The 15,289-nt window shown below is 66.3% G+C and carries 13 protein-coding genes; 12 read left to right on the top strand and 1 reads right to left on the bottom strand.

Annotated elements, in window-relative coordinates:
* Nucleotides 1–48 precede the first annotated feature (48 nt).
* From AWR35_RS01415 to AWR35_RS01370, 11 genes are all read left to right on the top strand, one after another.
* Entirely contained in the window at nucleotides 49–720 is a 672-nt protein-coding gene (locus AWR35_RS01415; protein ID WP_156413892.1) for a hypothetical protein, read from the top strand.
* Nucleotides 701–922 carry a hypothetical protein gene (locus AWR35_RS01410; protein ID WP_156413891.1) on the top strand — a complete coding sequence of 74 codons (222 nt, stop codon included), beginning with the start codon at nucleotides 701–703 and terminating at the stop codon, nucleotides 920–922. Before AWR35_RS01415 ends, AWR35_RS01410 begins: the two co-directional genes overlap by 20 nt.
* A gap of 210 nt (nucleotides 923–1,132) precedes the next feature.
* A complete protein-coding gene (ppsA, locus tag AWR35_RS01405; protein ID WP_058574171.1) occupies nucleotides 1,133–3,526 on the top strand; it encodes a phosphoenolpyruvate synthase in 2,394 nt (797 codons plus the stop codon).
* A gap of 107 nt (nucleotides 3,527–3,633) precedes the next feature.
* Nucleotides 3,634–4,746: an iron-sulfur cluster carrier protein ApbC gene (gene apbC / locus AWR35_RS01400; RefSeq protein ID WP_058574170.1), complete on the top strand. Its 1,113-nt coding sequence runs from the start codon at nucleotides 3,634–3,636 to the stop codon at nucleotides 4,744–4,746.
* A 3-nt stretch (nucleotides 4,747–4,749) separates the two neighbouring features.
* Nucleotides 4,750–5,220, top strand: coding sequence for an HAD family hydrolase (locus tag AWR35_RS01395; RefSeq protein WP_058574169.1), 471 nt, complete (start codon nucleotides 4,750–4,752; stop codon nucleotides 5,218–5,220).
* 70 nt (nucleotides 5,221–5,290) lie between these two features.
* A complete protein-coding gene (gene tpx / locus AWR35_RS01390) occupies nucleotides 5,291–5,788 on the top strand; it encodes a thiol peroxidase (RefSeq protein ID WP_058574168.1) in 498 nt (165 codons plus the stop codon).
* Between the two features lie 124 nt (nucleotides 5,789–5,912).
* Nucleotides 5,913–6,836 carry an ROK family protein gene (locus tag AWR35_RS01385; RefSeq protein WP_058574167.1) on the top strand — a complete coding sequence of 308 codons (924 nt, stop codon included), beginning with the start codon at nucleotides 5,913–5,915 and terminating at the stop codon, nucleotides 6,834–6,836.
* A 132-nt stretch (nucleotides 6,837–6,968) separates the two neighbouring features.
* The gene (locus AWR35_RS10700; RefSeq protein ID WP_156413890.1) at nucleotides 6,969–7,121 is read left to right on the top strand and encodes a hypothetical protein; all 153 of its coding nucleotides are present in this window, start codon (nucleotides 6,969–6,971) and stop codon (nucleotides 7,119–7,121) included.
* A gap of 202 nt (nucleotides 7,122–7,323) precedes the next feature.
* On the top strand, nucleotides 7,324–9,477 hold the full coding sequence (locus tag AWR35_RS01380) for a diguanylate cyclase (RefSeq protein ID WP_058574166.1): 2,154 nt from the start codon (nucleotides 7,324–7,326) through the stop codon (nucleotides 9,475–9,477).
* A gap of 94 nt (nucleotides 9,478–9,571) precedes the next feature.
* Nucleotides 9,572–11,878 carry a 5-methyltetrahydropteroyltriglutamate--homocysteine S-methyltransferase gene (gene metE / locus AWR35_RS01375; protein WP_058574165.1) on the top strand — a complete coding sequence of 769 codons (2,307 nt, stop codon included), beginning with the start codon at nucleotides 9,572–9,574 and terminating at the stop codon, nucleotides 11,876–11,878.
* A gap of 96 nt (nucleotides 11,879–11,974) precedes the next feature.
* Nucleotides 11,975–12,859: an alpha/beta hydrolase gene (locus AWR35_RS01370; protein ID WP_058574164.1), complete on the top strand. Its 885-nt coding sequence runs from the start codon at nucleotides 11,975–11,977 to the stop codon at nucleotides 12,857–12,859.
* A 19-nt stretch (nucleotides 12,860–12,878) separates the two neighbouring features.
* Here the strand turns inward: AWR35_RS01370 and AWR35_RS01365 are convergent, their stop codons facing one another.
* Entirely contained in the window at nucleotides 12,879–14,120 is a 1,242-nt protein-coding gene (locus AWR35_RS01365) for a multifunctional CCA addition/repair protein (RefSeq protein ID WP_058574195.1), read from the bottom strand.
* A gap of 133 nt (nucleotides 14,121–14,253) precedes the next feature.
* On the opposite strand from AWR35_RS01365, the gene AWR35_RS01360 reads away from it, so the two are divergent.
* Complete coding sequence (locus AWR35_RS01360; protein WP_058574163.1) at nucleotides 14,254–15,225, top strand: sigma-54 dependent transcriptional regulator; 972 nt, start codon at nucleotides 14,254–14,256, stop codon at nucleotides 15,223–15,225.
* The last annotated feature ends 64 nt before the right edge of the window (nucleotides 15,226–15,289 follow it).

Raw genomic sequence — 15,289 nt, 5'->3', positions numbered from 1 at the left:
GCGTCACGGCACGCTGGGTAGCATGACCAGCTTTTGGATGTCGGTTTCATGACACAACGCTCGCTTGTCGGGTTGGCAGCGCTGCTCCTGCTGGGGTTCGCCGGGCTGCTCGCCTATCTCGTGTTCACTCTGCCGCCCGAGCAGGCACAACGCCTGTTCAGCGAAGCGGGCTGGTTCGAGGACGCGACGCCCATGCTGTGGCTGTTCCTCGCCGTGGTCCTGCTGTTCGCCCGGCCGATCGCGCTCTCGCATCGTGTCGGCATGGCAGTGATCGCCGCGGCACTCGCCGCCCGCGAGGAGGGCTGGCACAAGAAATTCACCGCCGACAGCATGTTCAAGACCGATTACTACCAGATGGATGCCGTGCCCATGACTGAGCAACTGGTGGCCGGCTCGGTGGCCGTGGGTCTCACGCTGCTGTTGTTGTGGATATTGTTCGTCGGCTTTCGTCAGCTTTTCCTGCGTGGCGGCTGGCATCGTCCCTGGGGCTGGGTCGCACTGTTCGCGCTGGCACTCGCGCCGCTTCTCAAGCTGGTCGATCGGGGGCCGTCACTTCTGGATGACCACTTCGGGCTGCTGGTGCCCCCGGCGTTCGACCTGGTCCTCAAGTCGATCGAGGAGGGCTTCGAGTTCGCCCTGCCGCTGATTTTCCTGCTCGCATTGGGCCTGTTTGCCACCGATCCCCATGGGCGACCCGCCGATGTCCGGCCGACCGACTGACTGGCGCTGCGGGATACTCGATCTGCTCGAGGCCGCGGCCCTGCGCTCCGCCGAGATCGAAATCCGTCGCGGCGAACGCTGGCAGCGCCTGAGGGTTAGTGACGTGGTCAGTGCCCAGGGCGAAGACTGGCTCGTCACCGCCGAAGGTGAGCGTGTCGCCGTCAGTGACATTACCGCCGCCAGGCCCATCGACAACGCCTGACCCTTGGGGGCGCCTCCGGCGGGACGAGGAAAAGGCGGAGCGCTCCGCCGGGGCGCCGGCCAACCTCAGGCAGGGTGAAAGGCTCGGCCTCTCTACCCGTGGGTGCCACCGTGTCGTTGCGCTTAAAGCTCGGTTTCGCGGTGCTAAGCTCCGGACAGGGCCGCTCGGGGAGCGAGCGGGCAGTCGACAAGGAATCAGCAGGGGGCGTGAATGCAGTTTGTCCGTCGGTTTTCGGAACTGGGAATGGGCGACGTCGCCACCGTGGGGGGCAAGAACGCCTCCCTGGGCGAGATGGTGGCGCAACTCTCGGAACGCGGCGTACGCGTCCCGAACGGCTTTGCCACCACCGCCGAGGCTTATCGTCACTACCTGCGGCATAACGATCTCGAGTCCCGCATCCGCGATGCCCTCGATCCGCTGGACACCAACGATGTCGCCGCGCTGGAGCGCGTCGGCGCCCAGATCCGCGAATGGATCGCCGCCGGCGAAATGCCGGACGATCTCGCGGAGGAAATCGTTGCCGCCTACCGCGAACTGGGCGAAGAGTATGGTGCCGATCCCGACGTCGCGGTGCGCAGTTCGGCAACCGCCGAGGACCTGCCGACGGCCTCGTTCGCCGGGCAGCAGGAGAGCTATCTCAACATCGCCGGCGAGGCGGCACTGCTCGACAGCATCCGCCAGGTGTTTGCCTCGCTGTTCACCGACCGCGCCATTTCCTACCGTGTTCACCAGGGCTTCGATCACATGGCCGTCGCCCTGTCTGCCGGGGTGCAGAAGATGGTCCGTTCGGACCTGGCCGCCTCGGGGGTGATGTTCAGCATCGATACCGAATCGGGGTTTCGCGATGCAGTGTTCCTGACGGCGGCCTACGGGCTGGGCGAGAACGTCGTTCAGGGGGCGGTCAATCCCGACGAGTTCTATGTCTTCAAGCCGATGATCAAGGACGGTCTGTGCCCGATCGTCTCGCGTCAGCTCGGCGAGAAGGCCGTGCGCATGATCTACACAGAGGATGCCCGTCACGGCGCCTCGACCCGCAACGTCGAGGTGCCCCCTGAGGAGCGCCAGCGCTTTGCCGTCAGCGACGAGGAAGTGCTCACGCTGGCGCGCTTCGCCGTCGAGATCGAGCGGCACTACAGCGAACAGGCGGGCGAATTCCGGCCCATGGACATCGAGTGGGCCAAGGACGGCGAGAGCGGCGAGCTGTTCATCCTGCAGGCCCGCCCGGAGACGGTCCACTCGCAGCGCGAGGCAGCGACCCATGCCACCTATCGCCTCGAGGAGCGTGGCGAGGTGCTGGTCGAGGGCAAGAGCGTCGGTGATCGCATTGCCGCCGGACGGGCACGCATCGTCGACTCCTCGGCCGACATGGGGCGCATCGCCGAGGGCGAGATCCTGGTCACCGACATGACCGATCCCGACTGGGAACCGATCATGAAACGCGCCGCGGCGATCGTCACCAACCGCGGCGGACGCACCTGCCACGCGGCGATCATCGCCCGTGAGATGGGCATTCCGGCGATCGTCGGCTGCGGTGATGCCACCGAGCGGGTCCCCGACGGCGAGGAGGTCACCGTCTCCTGCGCCGAGGGAAGCACCGGGTACGTCTATCGCGACGTGTTGCCGTTCACGGTCGAGCGCCTCGATCTGAGCGGTCGTGAGCCGACCCGCACTGACCTGATGATCAACCTCGGCAACCCCGAGCAGGCGTTCACGCTCGCCTCGTTGCCGGCCGCGGGGGTGGGGCTCGCCCGGCTGGAGTTCATCATCAACAACCGCATCGGCGTCCATCCCCGGGCGCTGCTGGAATACGACACCCTGGATGCCGACACTCGCGCCGAGATCGATCGGCACACCGCCGGCTACGACGACCGTCGCGAGTACTACATCCAGACGCTGGCCGAGGGCGTGGGCACCATCGCGGCGGCCTTCTATCCGCGACCGGTGATCGTGCGCCTGTCGGACTTCAAGTCCAACGAGTATGCCTCGATGATCGGCGGCGAGGGCTTCGAGCCGCACGAAGAGAACCCGATGCTGGGCTTTCGCGGCGCCTCGCGCTACTACGCCGAGTCGTTCGCCGAGGCGTTCGGTCTCGAGTGCGAGGCCCTGCGACGTGTACGAGAGCGCATGGGCCTGTCCAACGCGCAGGTGATGCTGCCGTTCGTCCGCAGTATCGAGGAAGTCGATCGTGTGCTCGGCCTGATGGCGAAAGCGGGGCTGGAGCGCGGCAGGCACGATCTCAAGGTCTACCTGATGTGCGAGATCCCGGCCAACGCGCTGCTGGCCGACGAATTCCTCGAGCACGTCGACGGCTTCTCCATCGGCTCGAACGACCTCACGCAATTGACCCTGGGCGTGGACCGCGACTCCTCGCTGATCGAGGGGCTGGACGAGCGCAACCCGGCGGTGCTCAAGCTGATGGAGATGGCGATTTCGGCCTGTCGTGCGCAGGGCAAGTACGTCGGCATCTGCGGACAGGCCCCCTCGGACTTTCCGGAAATCAGCCGCTGGCTGGTCGAGCACGGCATCTCGAGCCTGTCCCTCAATCCCGACAGCCTGCTCCCGATGCAGGAAACGGTGCTGGAGGCGGAAAAGGGCCGGCAATGATCGCGGCGTAACCAGACCGGAATGGTCCGATTTTGCTACGCTAGTGGGTCATGCCGGCCATCGCGCCGGCACCTGCGCCACGTGAACCAAGGGGAGAGACCAGATTGATGGGCCTGTTCGGCAAGAAGCGGAGCACGAACGACGATCGAGGTGCCGGCATCGAGCAAGCGGTGGCGGCCGTCGAGGATCCCAACAACGGGCAGACGCTGGGCGAGTCCGGCGCGATCGAACGCGTCGAGTGCCGTGGCAAGTCCTGTCACATCGACATCGTGCTCGACTACCCTCCGGGGGACTGGGAGGGCGATCTGACGGGACGGGTTCGCAAGGCAGTCGCGGCTGTCGACGAGTCGCTGGACCCCGAAATCACCGTGGCCTTCGTCGCGCCGGAGGGATCGGCGATGCACGGCAAACCGCTGCCCGGCGTGAAGAACATCATTGCGGTCGCTTCGGGCAAGGGCGGTGTCGGCAAATCGAGCACCAGCGTCAACCTGGCGCTGGCGCTGGCGGCCGACGGCGCGAAGGTGGGGCTGCTGGATGCCGACATCTACGGCCCGAGCCAGCCGCGCATGCTGGGCACCAGTGACAAGCCGGAGCAGGTCGACGAGAAGTCGATGGCGCCGGTAATGGCCCACGGCCTGCAGACCATGTCGATCGGCTATCTCGTCGACGAGGAATCGGCCATGGTCTGGCGCGGTCCGATGGTGACCTCGGCGCTGATGCAGCTGCTCAACGACACACGCTGGGACGAGCTCGACTACCTGATCGTCGACATGCCGCCGGGCACCGGCGACGTGCAGCTCACCCTGGCGCAGAAGGTGCCGGTCGCCGGCAGCGTGATCGTCACCACGCCGCAGGAGATCGCCACCCTGGACGCGCGCAAGGCGATCAACATGTTCAACAAGGTCCAGGTGCCGATCCTGGGCGTGATCGAGAACATGGCCACGCACGTGTGTTCTAACTGCGGCCACGTCGAGGCGATCTTCGGCGAGGGCGGCGGCTCGGCGATCGCCGAGCAGTACGACACCGAGCTGCTGGGCCAGCTGCCGCTCAATCTGCAGATCCGCGAGGATCTGGACGCCGGCACGCCGACGGTCTCCAAGGACCCGGAGGGCGCACTGGCCGGCACCTATCGTAAGGCGGCCCGCCACCTGGCCGCCGGGCTCGGCCGGGCGGTGCGCTCGCAGGAGCAGGCCGGACCCGAAATCGTGATCGAGGAGTAATCGATGCTGGAAATCACCATCCCCAGTCGGGGCGTTTTACACCTGTCGCACCTGGTGCTCGACTACAACGGCACGCTCGCGCTTGACGGCGCGCTGGTGGAAGGTGTCGGCGAGCGCCTGCGCGAGCTGGCCAAGCACGTCGACGTGCACGTGATCACGGCCGATACCTACGGCGACGTCGAGGGCCGGCTCTCGGACCTGCCGGTGACGCTGTCGACGCTGTCGGATCACCTGCAGGACGAGGCCAAGCAGCGCTACGTACGCACCTTGTCGGCACGCGAGTGCGTCACCATCGGCAATGGTCGCAACGATGCGCTGATGCTCGCCGAGGCAGTGCTCGGGCTGGGCGTGATGCAGCCGGAAGGCCTGTCGCGCCATGCGCTCGATGCCTGCGATGTGGTCTGTCCCGACATCAACAGCGCGCTTGATCTGCTCCTCAAGCCCAAGCGCCTGATCGCAACGCTGCGCAACTGATCATTCCGTCCGGCGGTCGGCACGTTCGACCGTCGTATCGCATATTGGCAAGAAGCTAAGGAGGCAACGTATGTCCCAGGTCACATTCAAGGGTACGCCCGTCCAGGTGGCGGGTTCTCTCCCGGCGATCGGCGACAAGGCGCCGGCATTCACGCTCACCGGCAGCGACCTGTCCGACAAGGGGCTGGAGGCGTTTGCGGGCCAGAAGAAGGTCCTCAACATCTTCCCGAGCCTCGACACGGGCACCTGCGCGCAGTCGGTGCGCGAGTTCAATCGCCGCGCCAGCGAGCTCGACAACACGGCCGTCCTCTGCATCTCCATGGACCTGCCGTTCGCCCAGGCACGTTTCTGCGGCGCCGAAGGTTTGGACGACGTGGTGATGCTTTCCGCCTTCCGTCACCCGGAATTCCTCGATGATTACGGCGTGCGCATGACGGACGGCCCGCTCGCCGGCCTGGCTGCCCGTACCGTCGTGGTGCTGGATGCCGACGACACCGTGCGCTACGTCGAGCAGGTGGGCGAAATCGCTGACGAGCCGGATTACGAGGCTGCCCTCAAGGCACTCTGATTCGGCCACCGGCGGCTGGCCTGACTGGTCGCCGCGGTATAAATTGAACTTGGCCCGTCGAGTGGGTGGATCACGATCCGACCGACTGTCGGGCCATTTTTTTGGAAGGCACAGGGACACGGACATGGACAAGCGACTGGGCGTCGACCTCGGCGGTACCAAGATCGAAGTGGCGGTGCTGGATGCCGAGCACCGGATTCTGTGGCGCGAGCGCGAACCGACGCCCAAGGGTGACTACGCCGGCACGGTAGAGACGATGGCGGCACTGATCGAGCGCGCCGAGGCCGAGTGCGGTGCGGCGATGAGCATCGGCGTGGGAACGCCCGGCACCATTTCGCCCCGGAGCGGGTTGGTCAAGAACGCCAATTCGGTGGTACTCAATGATCGTCCGCTCAAGCGCGATCTGGAGGCGCGTCTGGCCCGTGAGGTGGTGATGGCCAACGATGCCAACTGCCTGGCGCTGTCCGAGTCGGCCGACGACGGCGCGGCGGCCGGAGCCAGCTCTGTGTTCGGCGTGATTCTGGGCACCGGCGTCGGCGGCGGGCTGGTCGTTGACGGGCGGGTGCTGGTCGGGCGCAACGCGATTGCCGGCGAGTGGGGGCACAACCCCCTGCCGTGGCCGCAGCCGGAAGAAACGCCGGGGCCGTCGTGCTGGTGCGGGCTGGAGGGCTGCATCGAGCAGTGGCTCTCCGGGCCGGCCTTCGAGCGCGACTACGCCGATCATGCCGGCGAGAAGCTCGACGGTGCGGGGATCGTGGCTCGCGCCGCGGAGGGGCACGAGCCGGCACGTCAGAGCATGGAGCGCTACGCGCAGCGATTGGCGCGGGCACTGGCGCACGTGATCAATCTCTTCGACCCGGACGTGATCGTGCTTGGTGGCGGCATGTCGAACGTCAAATCGCTGTACGACCGGGTGCCTGCCATCTGGGATCAGTTCGTGTTTTCCGATCCGATCACGACGCAGCTGGTCGCGCCACATTTCGGTGATTCCAGCGGTGTTCGCGGGGCGGCCTTCCTGCCCGATTCCCTCGGGAAGCGCATGCGCTAAGACCATAAGAAAAAAAGGAAATACTAAAGTAATCTTCTGGGTTGATAGGGATATAAGTAAGGTCTAAAGTCGAAGCCGTGACCCGTACCGATCGTCGCGGTCATGCGATCAAACAAGCGGAGGTTGATTGTCATGGACATCGAGCTGCAAATCGTGCTTATCAGCATTCTTGCCATGATCGGCATCATCGGCGTGCCCCTGTACGCGTTCTGGATGCTCTGGAAGAAGTCGGGCGATGCGAAGCACGCCCAGGAAGACCGACAACATCGTCATCAGCACAGCTGAGGGCGCATCCTCTCCCTACCGGCCGGCGCCATCGCGCCGGCTTTTTTTTGGCAGCGGACATGGCCGGTTTGCCGGCCGTCTGCGCTAGACTCGTAAATGCGGCGCCGCATGTATCGGGGGAGGGGGAGCCGATTTGAACCAGTCCACGGGCGACAGCCCTCCAAAACACACCCGGCAAAATGGATTGCGCTGGGGGCGTCTGGTGAACAGCGTTCTCCCGCTGATCGCCGGACTCGTGGTGATGTCGGCCTTGCTGGCGAGCATCGGCGCGGTCCAGGGGCAGCTCACGACCGCCGCCCGGCATGCGGATATCGATCAACTCGCCGAATTCCGCACCCGGATCGAGTCGCAACTGAACCAGGCATCGAATGTCTCGTCGGGCATTGCGGCCGTGATCGAGGTCAACCGCGGGCTGGATGAGACTCGGATCACCGAGGTGGCCTCGCGCCTGCTTGACCGTACGCCGGTCATCCGCTCGATCGCGGTGGCACCGGGCAATGTCATTCGTCTCAGCATACCGTTAGCCGGTAACGAGGCCGCGATCGGGCTCGATCTCGAAAGTCACCCGGTGCAGTCGGCATCGCTCGAGGTTGCCATGCGCACGGCTAAGCCGGTTCTGGGCGGTCCCTACGAGCTGGTCCAGGGCGGGTATGCCGTCATTCACCGCGTACCGGTTTACTTCGATCGTGATGGCGATGGCCAGAAGGAGTATTGGGGTGTGATCTCGACCCCGATCGAGGTCCAGCGCCTCTTCAAGGTGGCCGGCGCGCACGAGGCGGTTTCGGAGGGGCGCCTGGCCGTACGTGGATGGGGTGGGTCTGGCTCTGAGGGCGACGCCTTTCTGGGACCCGATGCCCTGTTTCATGCCCCGGATGCGTTGACGACCCCGGTGATCGCGCTCGACGGTCGCTGGCAGCTGGCGATGCAGCCCAGTGGCTTGCCCGCCCCACTGTACTGGCTGGTTCAGCTGGCCAAGGTGGGGGCCGTGCTTGCTGGCCTGCTGGTGGTCTGGTTCGCGGTCCGCTGGCAGAACCAGCAGTCGAAGCTCGTGCGCTCCGAGCGGCTGTTGCGGGATGTGACCTCCAACGTCAGCGACGTGGTCTTTCGTACCGACAGCCACGGGCGGCTCATCTTCCTCAGTCCCGCGTATGACCGCATGACGGGATGCGACGGCTCGGCGCTGCTGGGCCAGCCGTGGCTGACGCTTTTCTCCGGGGCCGAGAGCCAGTCCCGGGTGCGACAGGCACTCGAGTGGAAAGAGCACAGCGCTCACGGAGGGCGCGATGGTCGGATCGTAGTGACCGCCCGACTTGCCCGTTGCCGGGCCGACGGCTTGCCGGTCGAACTGCGCGCCGAGCGAGTGGTATCCCAGCGGCTCGAGCCGGGCGGGCTGGTCGGTGCGCTGACGGATCTGTCCGAGCATCGGGCCCTCGAGCAGTTGGAGGGATTGACCAGCGCCGTGTTCGAGGGCACCGGTGATGCGATCGCGATTCTCGGTCCCAGGCGTCAGGTGCTGGCGGTCAACCCGGCATTCGAGCGGATGGTGGGCATTCCTTCGGCGGAGCTGGTCGGCCACCGTCTCACCACCCCGGAAATGCTCGATCGCAGTCCCGAGCGGCTGGAATCCTGCATGCGCAACCTGCGGCTGCGAGGACGCTGGACCGAGGAAATCGAATGTCGGTTGCCGGATGGTCGCAAGCGGGTGCTGGGCTGGTCGATCGACCTGATCCGCGACGAACGAGGTCGTATCAGCCGTTACGTCTGCGTGATCAATGACGTGACCGTCCGACATCGGCGCATGGAAGCCATGCACCACCGTGCACTGCACGATGCGCTGACACAGGTGCTCAACCGCCTCGGGCTGGAAGAGCGTTTCGAACAGGCGCGTCAGCACGCCATCCGCGAGGGCCGCTCGATTGCGCTCGCCTTCGTCGACCTCAATGCATTCAAGCCGATCAACGACACTCTCGGCCATCACGTCGGTGATGATGTCCTTCGGGAGGTGGCAAGGCGTCTGGGACAGGTCGGCCGACGGGAGGACATTGTCGCCCGTCTGGGTGGGGACGAGTTTGTGGTGGTGTTCTACGGCGTGCGGAGTGAAGAGGACATGCGGCGTCTGGGCGACAGCCTGCGGGATTGCCTGGCAGCGCCCATGCATGTCAGCGGCCTTGCCAGCCCCATCCACGTCAACGCGTCGGTGGGTTTTGCCCGGTTCCCCGAGGACGCCGATTCGCTTGCCGGTCTGATGCGCCGCGCCGATGCGGCGATGTACCAGGCCAAGGATGCCACGCGTGACTCGGATGCCACCATGGTGTTCCGCGCCGGTCCGGCCGGGTCGGGTTTCGATTTAATATGAATTTGGCTAATACAGAAGGAAAATAACGCGAAGAGAAATGCATGCTCTGCTCGGATAGGGTGGCTCCATCCACTCATCAGGACAGGAATCAGACATGCACGCGACGCGTTTTCCCAAGGTAACCACGCATACGCTCGGTTTTCCCCGTATCGGCGCCGGGCGCGCCCTCAAGTGGGCTCTCGAGGCCTACTGGCGCAGCAAGGGCACGGCCGACGATCGGCAGCACCTCGAGTCCGAGGCTCGGTCGGTACGCCGGGCCGCCAGGCGTTGGCATGCCGAGGCGTCGATCGATCGCCCGGCAACTGCCGATTTCAGTTTCTACGACGGTCTGGCCGACCTGGCCTTGATGTTCGGTCAGGCCCCGGCGCGTTTCGGCGATCTGCCTGCCGACACCGACTCCCTGTTCGCGCTTGCCCGAGGACTCGATGCCGAGGAGGGGAGTATCGCGCCGCTGGCGATGACCAAGTGGTTCGACACCAATTACCACTTTCTGGTACCGGAGCTCGACGCCGATCGCCCGTTTCGCCTGAATGCCGAGCGCTATCTCGAGATGGTGCAGGAAGCCCTGATCGACGATCCGGCAGCCAAGCCGGTATTGGTGGGGCCGATGACCTTCCTGTGGCTCTCGGGCGGGGCGGATGCCGACAGGCGCCTGGCACGAGCTCCCGCGCTGGCCGATGCCTATTCGGCCTTGCTCGCCGAGCTGGTCGAGGCCGGTGTGCAGTGGGTGCAGATCGACGAGCCGGTGCTCGGCCTGGATTTGCCTCCGGCGTGGCTGGCGGCCTTCGAACCGGTCTATCACCGCCTCAGAACGCCCGGCGTACGACTGTTGCTGGCGACCTATTTCGCCCCCATCGAGGGTCGGCTTGCCGTGCTGTCGTCCTTGCCAGTCGATGGGGTGCATGTCGATCTCACCACGACAGAGGAAATCGATGCACTGGTCGACCGGCTGCCCGATTTCAAGGTGATCTCGGCCGGCGTGCTCGACGGACGGTCGATCTGGCGGGCCGATCTCGGTGCGCTGCTGGATCGCCTCGAACCGCTATACCAGCGCCTCGGTGATCGCCTGTGGCTGGCGCCGAGCTGTTCGTTGCTCCACCTGCCGCTGGATGTGAGCGAGGAAAACCAGTTGCCGCCGGTGCTGGCGGCAAACCTCAGCTTCGCCCGGCAGAAGCTCGACGAGCTGGCCTTGCTGGCCCGTGGTCTGGCGGAGGGACGCGAATCGATTGCCGACGAAATCGAAGCCGCGCGAGCGGCTCGTCAGCGCCTCGATGGCCTGGAGGGGCGGTATCGCGCGGATCGCCGTTCGGCGGTCGAGAGGATGACCGAGGTCGAGCCCGCCCGCCGAAATGCCTACCCCGAGCGCGCCCGGGCGCAACGTGAGCATCTCGACCTGCCCCTGCTGCCCACCACGACCATCGGTTCGTTTCCGCAGACCGACGCTATCCGCGCGACCCGCCGGTCCTGGCGCCGGGGTGAAATCGATGCGGGCGAGTATGAAGCGCGGATGCAGGCGGAGGTCGCCAGGGTGATTCGTGCCCAGGAAGCGATCGGGCTCGACCTGCTGGTGCATGGCGAGCCGGAGCGCAACGACATGGTCGAGTATTTTGGCGAGCAGCTTGAGGGTTTTGCCTTCACCCGGTTTGGCTGGGTGCAATCCTACGGATCCCGTTGCGTCAAACCGCCGATCATCTGGGGTGATGTCGCTCGCCCTGAGTCGATGACGGTGCGCTGGAGCGCCTATGCCCAGTCACTGACGGATCGGCCCGTCAAGGGGATGTTGACCGGACCGGTGACGCTGCTGTCATGGTCGTTCGTGCGTGACGATCTCTCCCGCGAACAGGTCGCCTACCAGCTGGCAGCCGCCCTGCGCGAGGAAGTCGCCGACCTGGCGGCGGCCGGTATCGGGGCGATCCAGGTGGACGAGCCGGCATTCCGCGAGGGGTTGCCGTTGCGCCGCAGTCGCTGGGGCGAGTATCTGGACTGGGCGGTCCGCTCGTTCCGGCTGGCGACGGCAGTGGCCCCGGACGAAATCCAGATCCACACCCATATGTGCTACAGCGAGTTCAACGACATCATCGAGTCGATCGCTGCACTGGATGCGGACGTGATCACCATCGAGACCACGCGGTCGAACATGAAGCTGCTCGATGCCTTTGCCGACTTCGACTACCCCAACGAGATCGGCCCCGGTGTCTGGGACATCCATTCCCCGCTGGTGCCGACCACCGACGCGATCCTCGAACGCCTTCGGCTTGCCCTGGCGAAGGTGCCGGCCACCCGGCTGTGGGTCAACCCCGACTGCGGTCTGAAGACCCGTGGCTGGTCGGAGGTGACCGTCGCGCTCGAACGGCTGGTCGAGGCCGCATCGCGATTGCGTGCCGAGCATCCGCGTGCCTGATCGCCGGCGGTCCGCTGTGCAGGGCGGCATCGGCACTGCGGCATGCGAGGAGCGGCGTCTATACTCGCGCCCGGCCTGGATCCTTGGAGCCTCGCGTTGAAACGACTGCTGACGGCAATAACCGCGGCGACGGTCACGCTGGTGAACCTGACCGCCTGTTCCGGGGCGAGGCTGCTCGAAGCGTTCGCGCCGAGCGAGGCGGTGACGGTCGAGCGGGGCGTGGTGTTCGATCGCGAGCACGGGCTCGCGCTGGATATCTATCGGCCCGAGGGCGCGAGAAATGCACCGCTGGTGGTGTTCTTCTGGGGCGGGAGCTGGCAGACGGGCGACCGGTCGACCTACGGGTTTCTCGGCCGGACGCTCGCCAGTCGCGGTCTGGTGGTCGTGATCCCCGATTACCGCACCTACCCGGACGCCCGCTATCCGGCATTCCTGCACGACTCGGCCCGTGCCGTGGCCTGGGCGCGCGAGCACGCCCGTGACTACGGTGCCGATCCGCGGCGCCTGTCGCTCATGGGGCACTCGGCCGGTGCCTACAACGCGGCCATGCTGGTGTCAGACGGTCGCTACCTCGAAGCTGCCGGTGGCGACCGGGGCTGGATCGCCGCCTGGGCCGGACTTGCCGGGCCCTACGATTTCCTGACGTTGAACGACGAGATGCTCGAGCGGGTTTTCGAGCCGGCCGATCCGCTGGAATCGAGCCAGCCGATCAACTGGGTTGATGCTCACGTGCCACCGACCTTGCTGGTGGTCAGTGCCGACGACCCGGTGGTCGATCCGCGCAATACCGAGCGACTGGCCGGGCGCCTGCGCCAGCTGGGAGTGCCGGTCGAGCTGCTGCGGGTCGAGAACCTGCGGCATGTGGGGGTCGTGATCAGCCTGTCGAACGTCTTCCCGTTCGACGACCAGGTGCTGTCGACGGTGTCGCGCTTCTTCCATGAGGTGCCCGGCGCCAAGCCGGCACGCGCGATGAGCGAGTGAGGACGAGGGCCTGCGATGGTCAGTCCGAGGCGTCTGCGATGCCTTCGCGACGCAGCTCGCCTACCGCCCGGATGCGTTCGCGCCTGAGGGCCTCGCCCAGCGCCTTTCCCTTGATGCCCTGCTCGAGCAGGGGCTGGGGGGAGATGGCGGCCACCGTTGCTTGCACACGGCGAAGCCACTCGCCCTCGGGGTAGTCGACCGACTCCTTGCCGGGCTTGCCGCGCGAGTCGGCGTGACAGACGGTGAGAATGGCCTCGAAACGATCCGGGCGGCGCAGGGCATCGAGTTCGCCCAGCAGGTCGACCAGGGTGGCGTCACGCATTTCCAGCGCCCGATGGATGCGCCCGTGCTGGGCGGTGACCGTGATCGCCAGTTCGCGCACGGCCTTGGGTGTGCGCAGCCGCTCGCACAGGGCGCGGGTCGGGTCGATTCCCCGGCGCTCGTGGCCGATGTGGCGCGGCCATTCCTCGCGGGGTGTCAGCGCCTTGCCGAGATCGTGGCAGACCGCGGCAAAACGCACGGCGATGTCGTCGCTCAGTCCGGATGCGGCATCCAGCACGAGCAGAGTATGGATGCCCGTGTCCACCTCGGGGTGATATTCCTCCGGCTGGGGCACGCCGAAGAGCGCCTCGACCTCCGGGAAGGTATCGCGCAGTGCGCCGACCTCGTGCAGCACCGCGAAGTAGCGCGAGGGCCGTGCCGTGGCCAGTGCCTTGACGGTTTCCGCCCAGACCCGCTCCGGGGTGAGGTCGGCCAGTTCGCCGCTGGCACTCATCTCGCGCATGAGTGCCTTCGTCTCCTCGGCCACCTCGAAGTCGTAATCGGCCAGCTGGGCGGCGAAGCGCGCCACGCGCAACACGCGCAGCGGGTCCTCGACGAAGGCCGGTCCGACATGACGCAGTCGGCGGGCCTCGAGGTCGGCGCGGCCGCCGAACGGGTCGACGAGCTCGCCACTGGCCGCCTCGGCCATCGCGTTGATCGTCAGATCGCGGCGGGCAAGATCGTCTTCCAGGGTCACGTCCGGGGCGGCATGCACGGTGAAGCCATGGTAGCCGCGCCCCTGTTTGCGCTCGGTACGGGCCAGGGCGTATTCCTCGCCTGTCTCGGGGTGCAGGAACACCGGGAAATCCGCCCCCACCTGGCGAAAGCCGCGTTGCAGCATCTGCTCGGGCGTGGCGCCGACCACCACCCAGTCGTGGTCGACCACGTCGCGGCCCAGCAGTTGGTCGCGTACGGCCCCGCCGACGATGTAGTGCTCCAGGTTCTCGGTTACCGCATCGAGCATGCAATCTCCGGGCAATTCACTCGGGTTTGGGAGGCAAAAGCTGGCTTTATCATGGCAGCCTGCAGCGGTAGACTACCGCGCATCTCCGTCACGTTATGGACACACTGCCATGAACGCGAACCCCTATCTTGAGGCATTGCACAGCCAGTCGCCACGTTTCGAGTCCACCCTGCGCAGCATCGGACTGGTGGCGGCCACCGAGGCCACCGTGCTGATCACCGGCGAAACGGGCACCGGCAAGGAGCTTGCCGCCCTTGCGATCCATGCCGGCTCGCCGCGTCGCGACCGACCGCTGGTGACCGTCAACTGCGCCACCATTCCGGATGACCTGGCCGAATCCACGCTGTTCGGTCATCGTCGCGGCGCGTTTACCGGCGCACTGGCCGACCAGGCGGGGCTGGTGGACCAGGCCGACGGCGGCACGCTGTTCCTCGACGAGCTGGGCGAGCTGCCGCTTTCGCTGCAGGCGAAACTGCTGCGCCTGCTGGAAAACGGCGAGACGCGTGCGGTGGGCGAAACCGGTACGCGCCGGGTCGACCTGCGCGTGGTCGCGGCGACTCATCGTGATCTCGCGGCGATGGTCGAGGCCGGCGACTTCCGTGCCGACCTGTATTTCCGTCTCGCCGGCGTGCCGATCGAATTGCTGCCGCTGCGCGATCGTCAGGGCGACATCGAGTGGCTGTTCGAGTACTTTCTCGCCGAGAACGCCGCGGCGAGCAACGTCGCGAAGCCCCGCCTGACCGCGCGGGCCACCGGGGTGCTGCGTCGCTACCGCTGGCCGGGCAACATCCGCGAACTCAAGCAGCTGGCCGAGCGCCTGGTGATCTTCCATCCCGGTGGCGTGGTCGATGTCGAGGCCCTGCCGCCGGCCATGCGCTCGGCGACTCAGAGCGAGTGCGGTGGCCCGATCGCCCCCGGCTTCCTGCTGCCGGCAGGCGGCGTCGATCTGGAGGCGGTCGAGAGCGATCTGCTGCGCCAGGCCCTGGCCCAGACGGGCGGCAACAAGTCGCGCGCGGCCCGGCTGCTGAATCTCAGTCGGGATACCTTTCTCTACCGGCTGAAGAAGTTCGCGATCGAATAGCGGCGGACAAGCCCAAGTCGCAGTCAATACCGAAGGCCCCGTGTCGCACCGACGATCCGGGGCC

The organism is Guyparkeria sp. WRN-7 (assembly GCF_001641825.1).
Taxonomy (GTDB): Bacteria; Pseudomonadota; Gammaproteobacteria; order Halothiobacillales; family Halothiobacillaceae; genus Guyparkeria.
Note: the sequence above shows the minus strand (reverse complement) of the source record. Positions and strands in the feature narration are given on the sequence as shown.

Coding starts and splice junctions, on each gene's coding strand:
- AWR35_RS01385 (WP_058574167.1), top strand. CDS start 5,913: ATGGACAAGCGACTGGGCGTCGACCTCGGCGGTACCAAGATCGAAGTG.
- AWR35_RS01360 (WP_058574163.1), top strand. CDS start 14,254: ATGAACGCGAACCCCTATCTTGAGGCATTGCACAGCCAGTCGCCACGT.
- tpx (WP_058574168.1), top strand. CDS start 5,291: ATGTCCCAGGTCACATTCAAGGGTACGCCCGTCCAGGTGGCGGGTTCT.
- metE (WP_058574165.1), top strand. CDS start 9,572: ATGCACGCGACGCGTTTTCCCAAGGTAACCACGCATACGCTCGGTTTT.
- AWR35_RS01415 (WP_156413892.1), top strand. CDS start 49: ATGACACAACGCTCGCTTGTCGGGTTGGCAGCGCTGCTCCTGCTGGGG.
- AWR35_RS01410 (WP_156413891.1), top strand. CDS start 701: ATGTCCGGCCGACCGACTGACTGGCGCTGCGGGATACTCGATCTGCTC.
- ppsA (WP_058574171.1), top strand. CDS start 1,133: ATGCAGTTTGTCCGTCGGTTTTCGGAACTGGGAATGGGCGACGTCGCC.
- apbC (WP_058574170.1), top strand. CDS start 3,634: ATGGGCCTGTTCGGCAAGAAGCGGAGCACGAACGACGATCGAGGTGCC.
- AWR35_RS10700 (WP_156413890.1), top strand. CDS start 6,969: ATGGACATCGAGCTGCAAATCGTGCTTATCAGCATTCTTGCCATGATC.
- AWR35_RS01395 (WP_058574169.1), top strand. CDS start 4,750: ATGCTGGAAATCACCATCCCCAGTCGGGGCGTTTTACACCTGTCGCAC.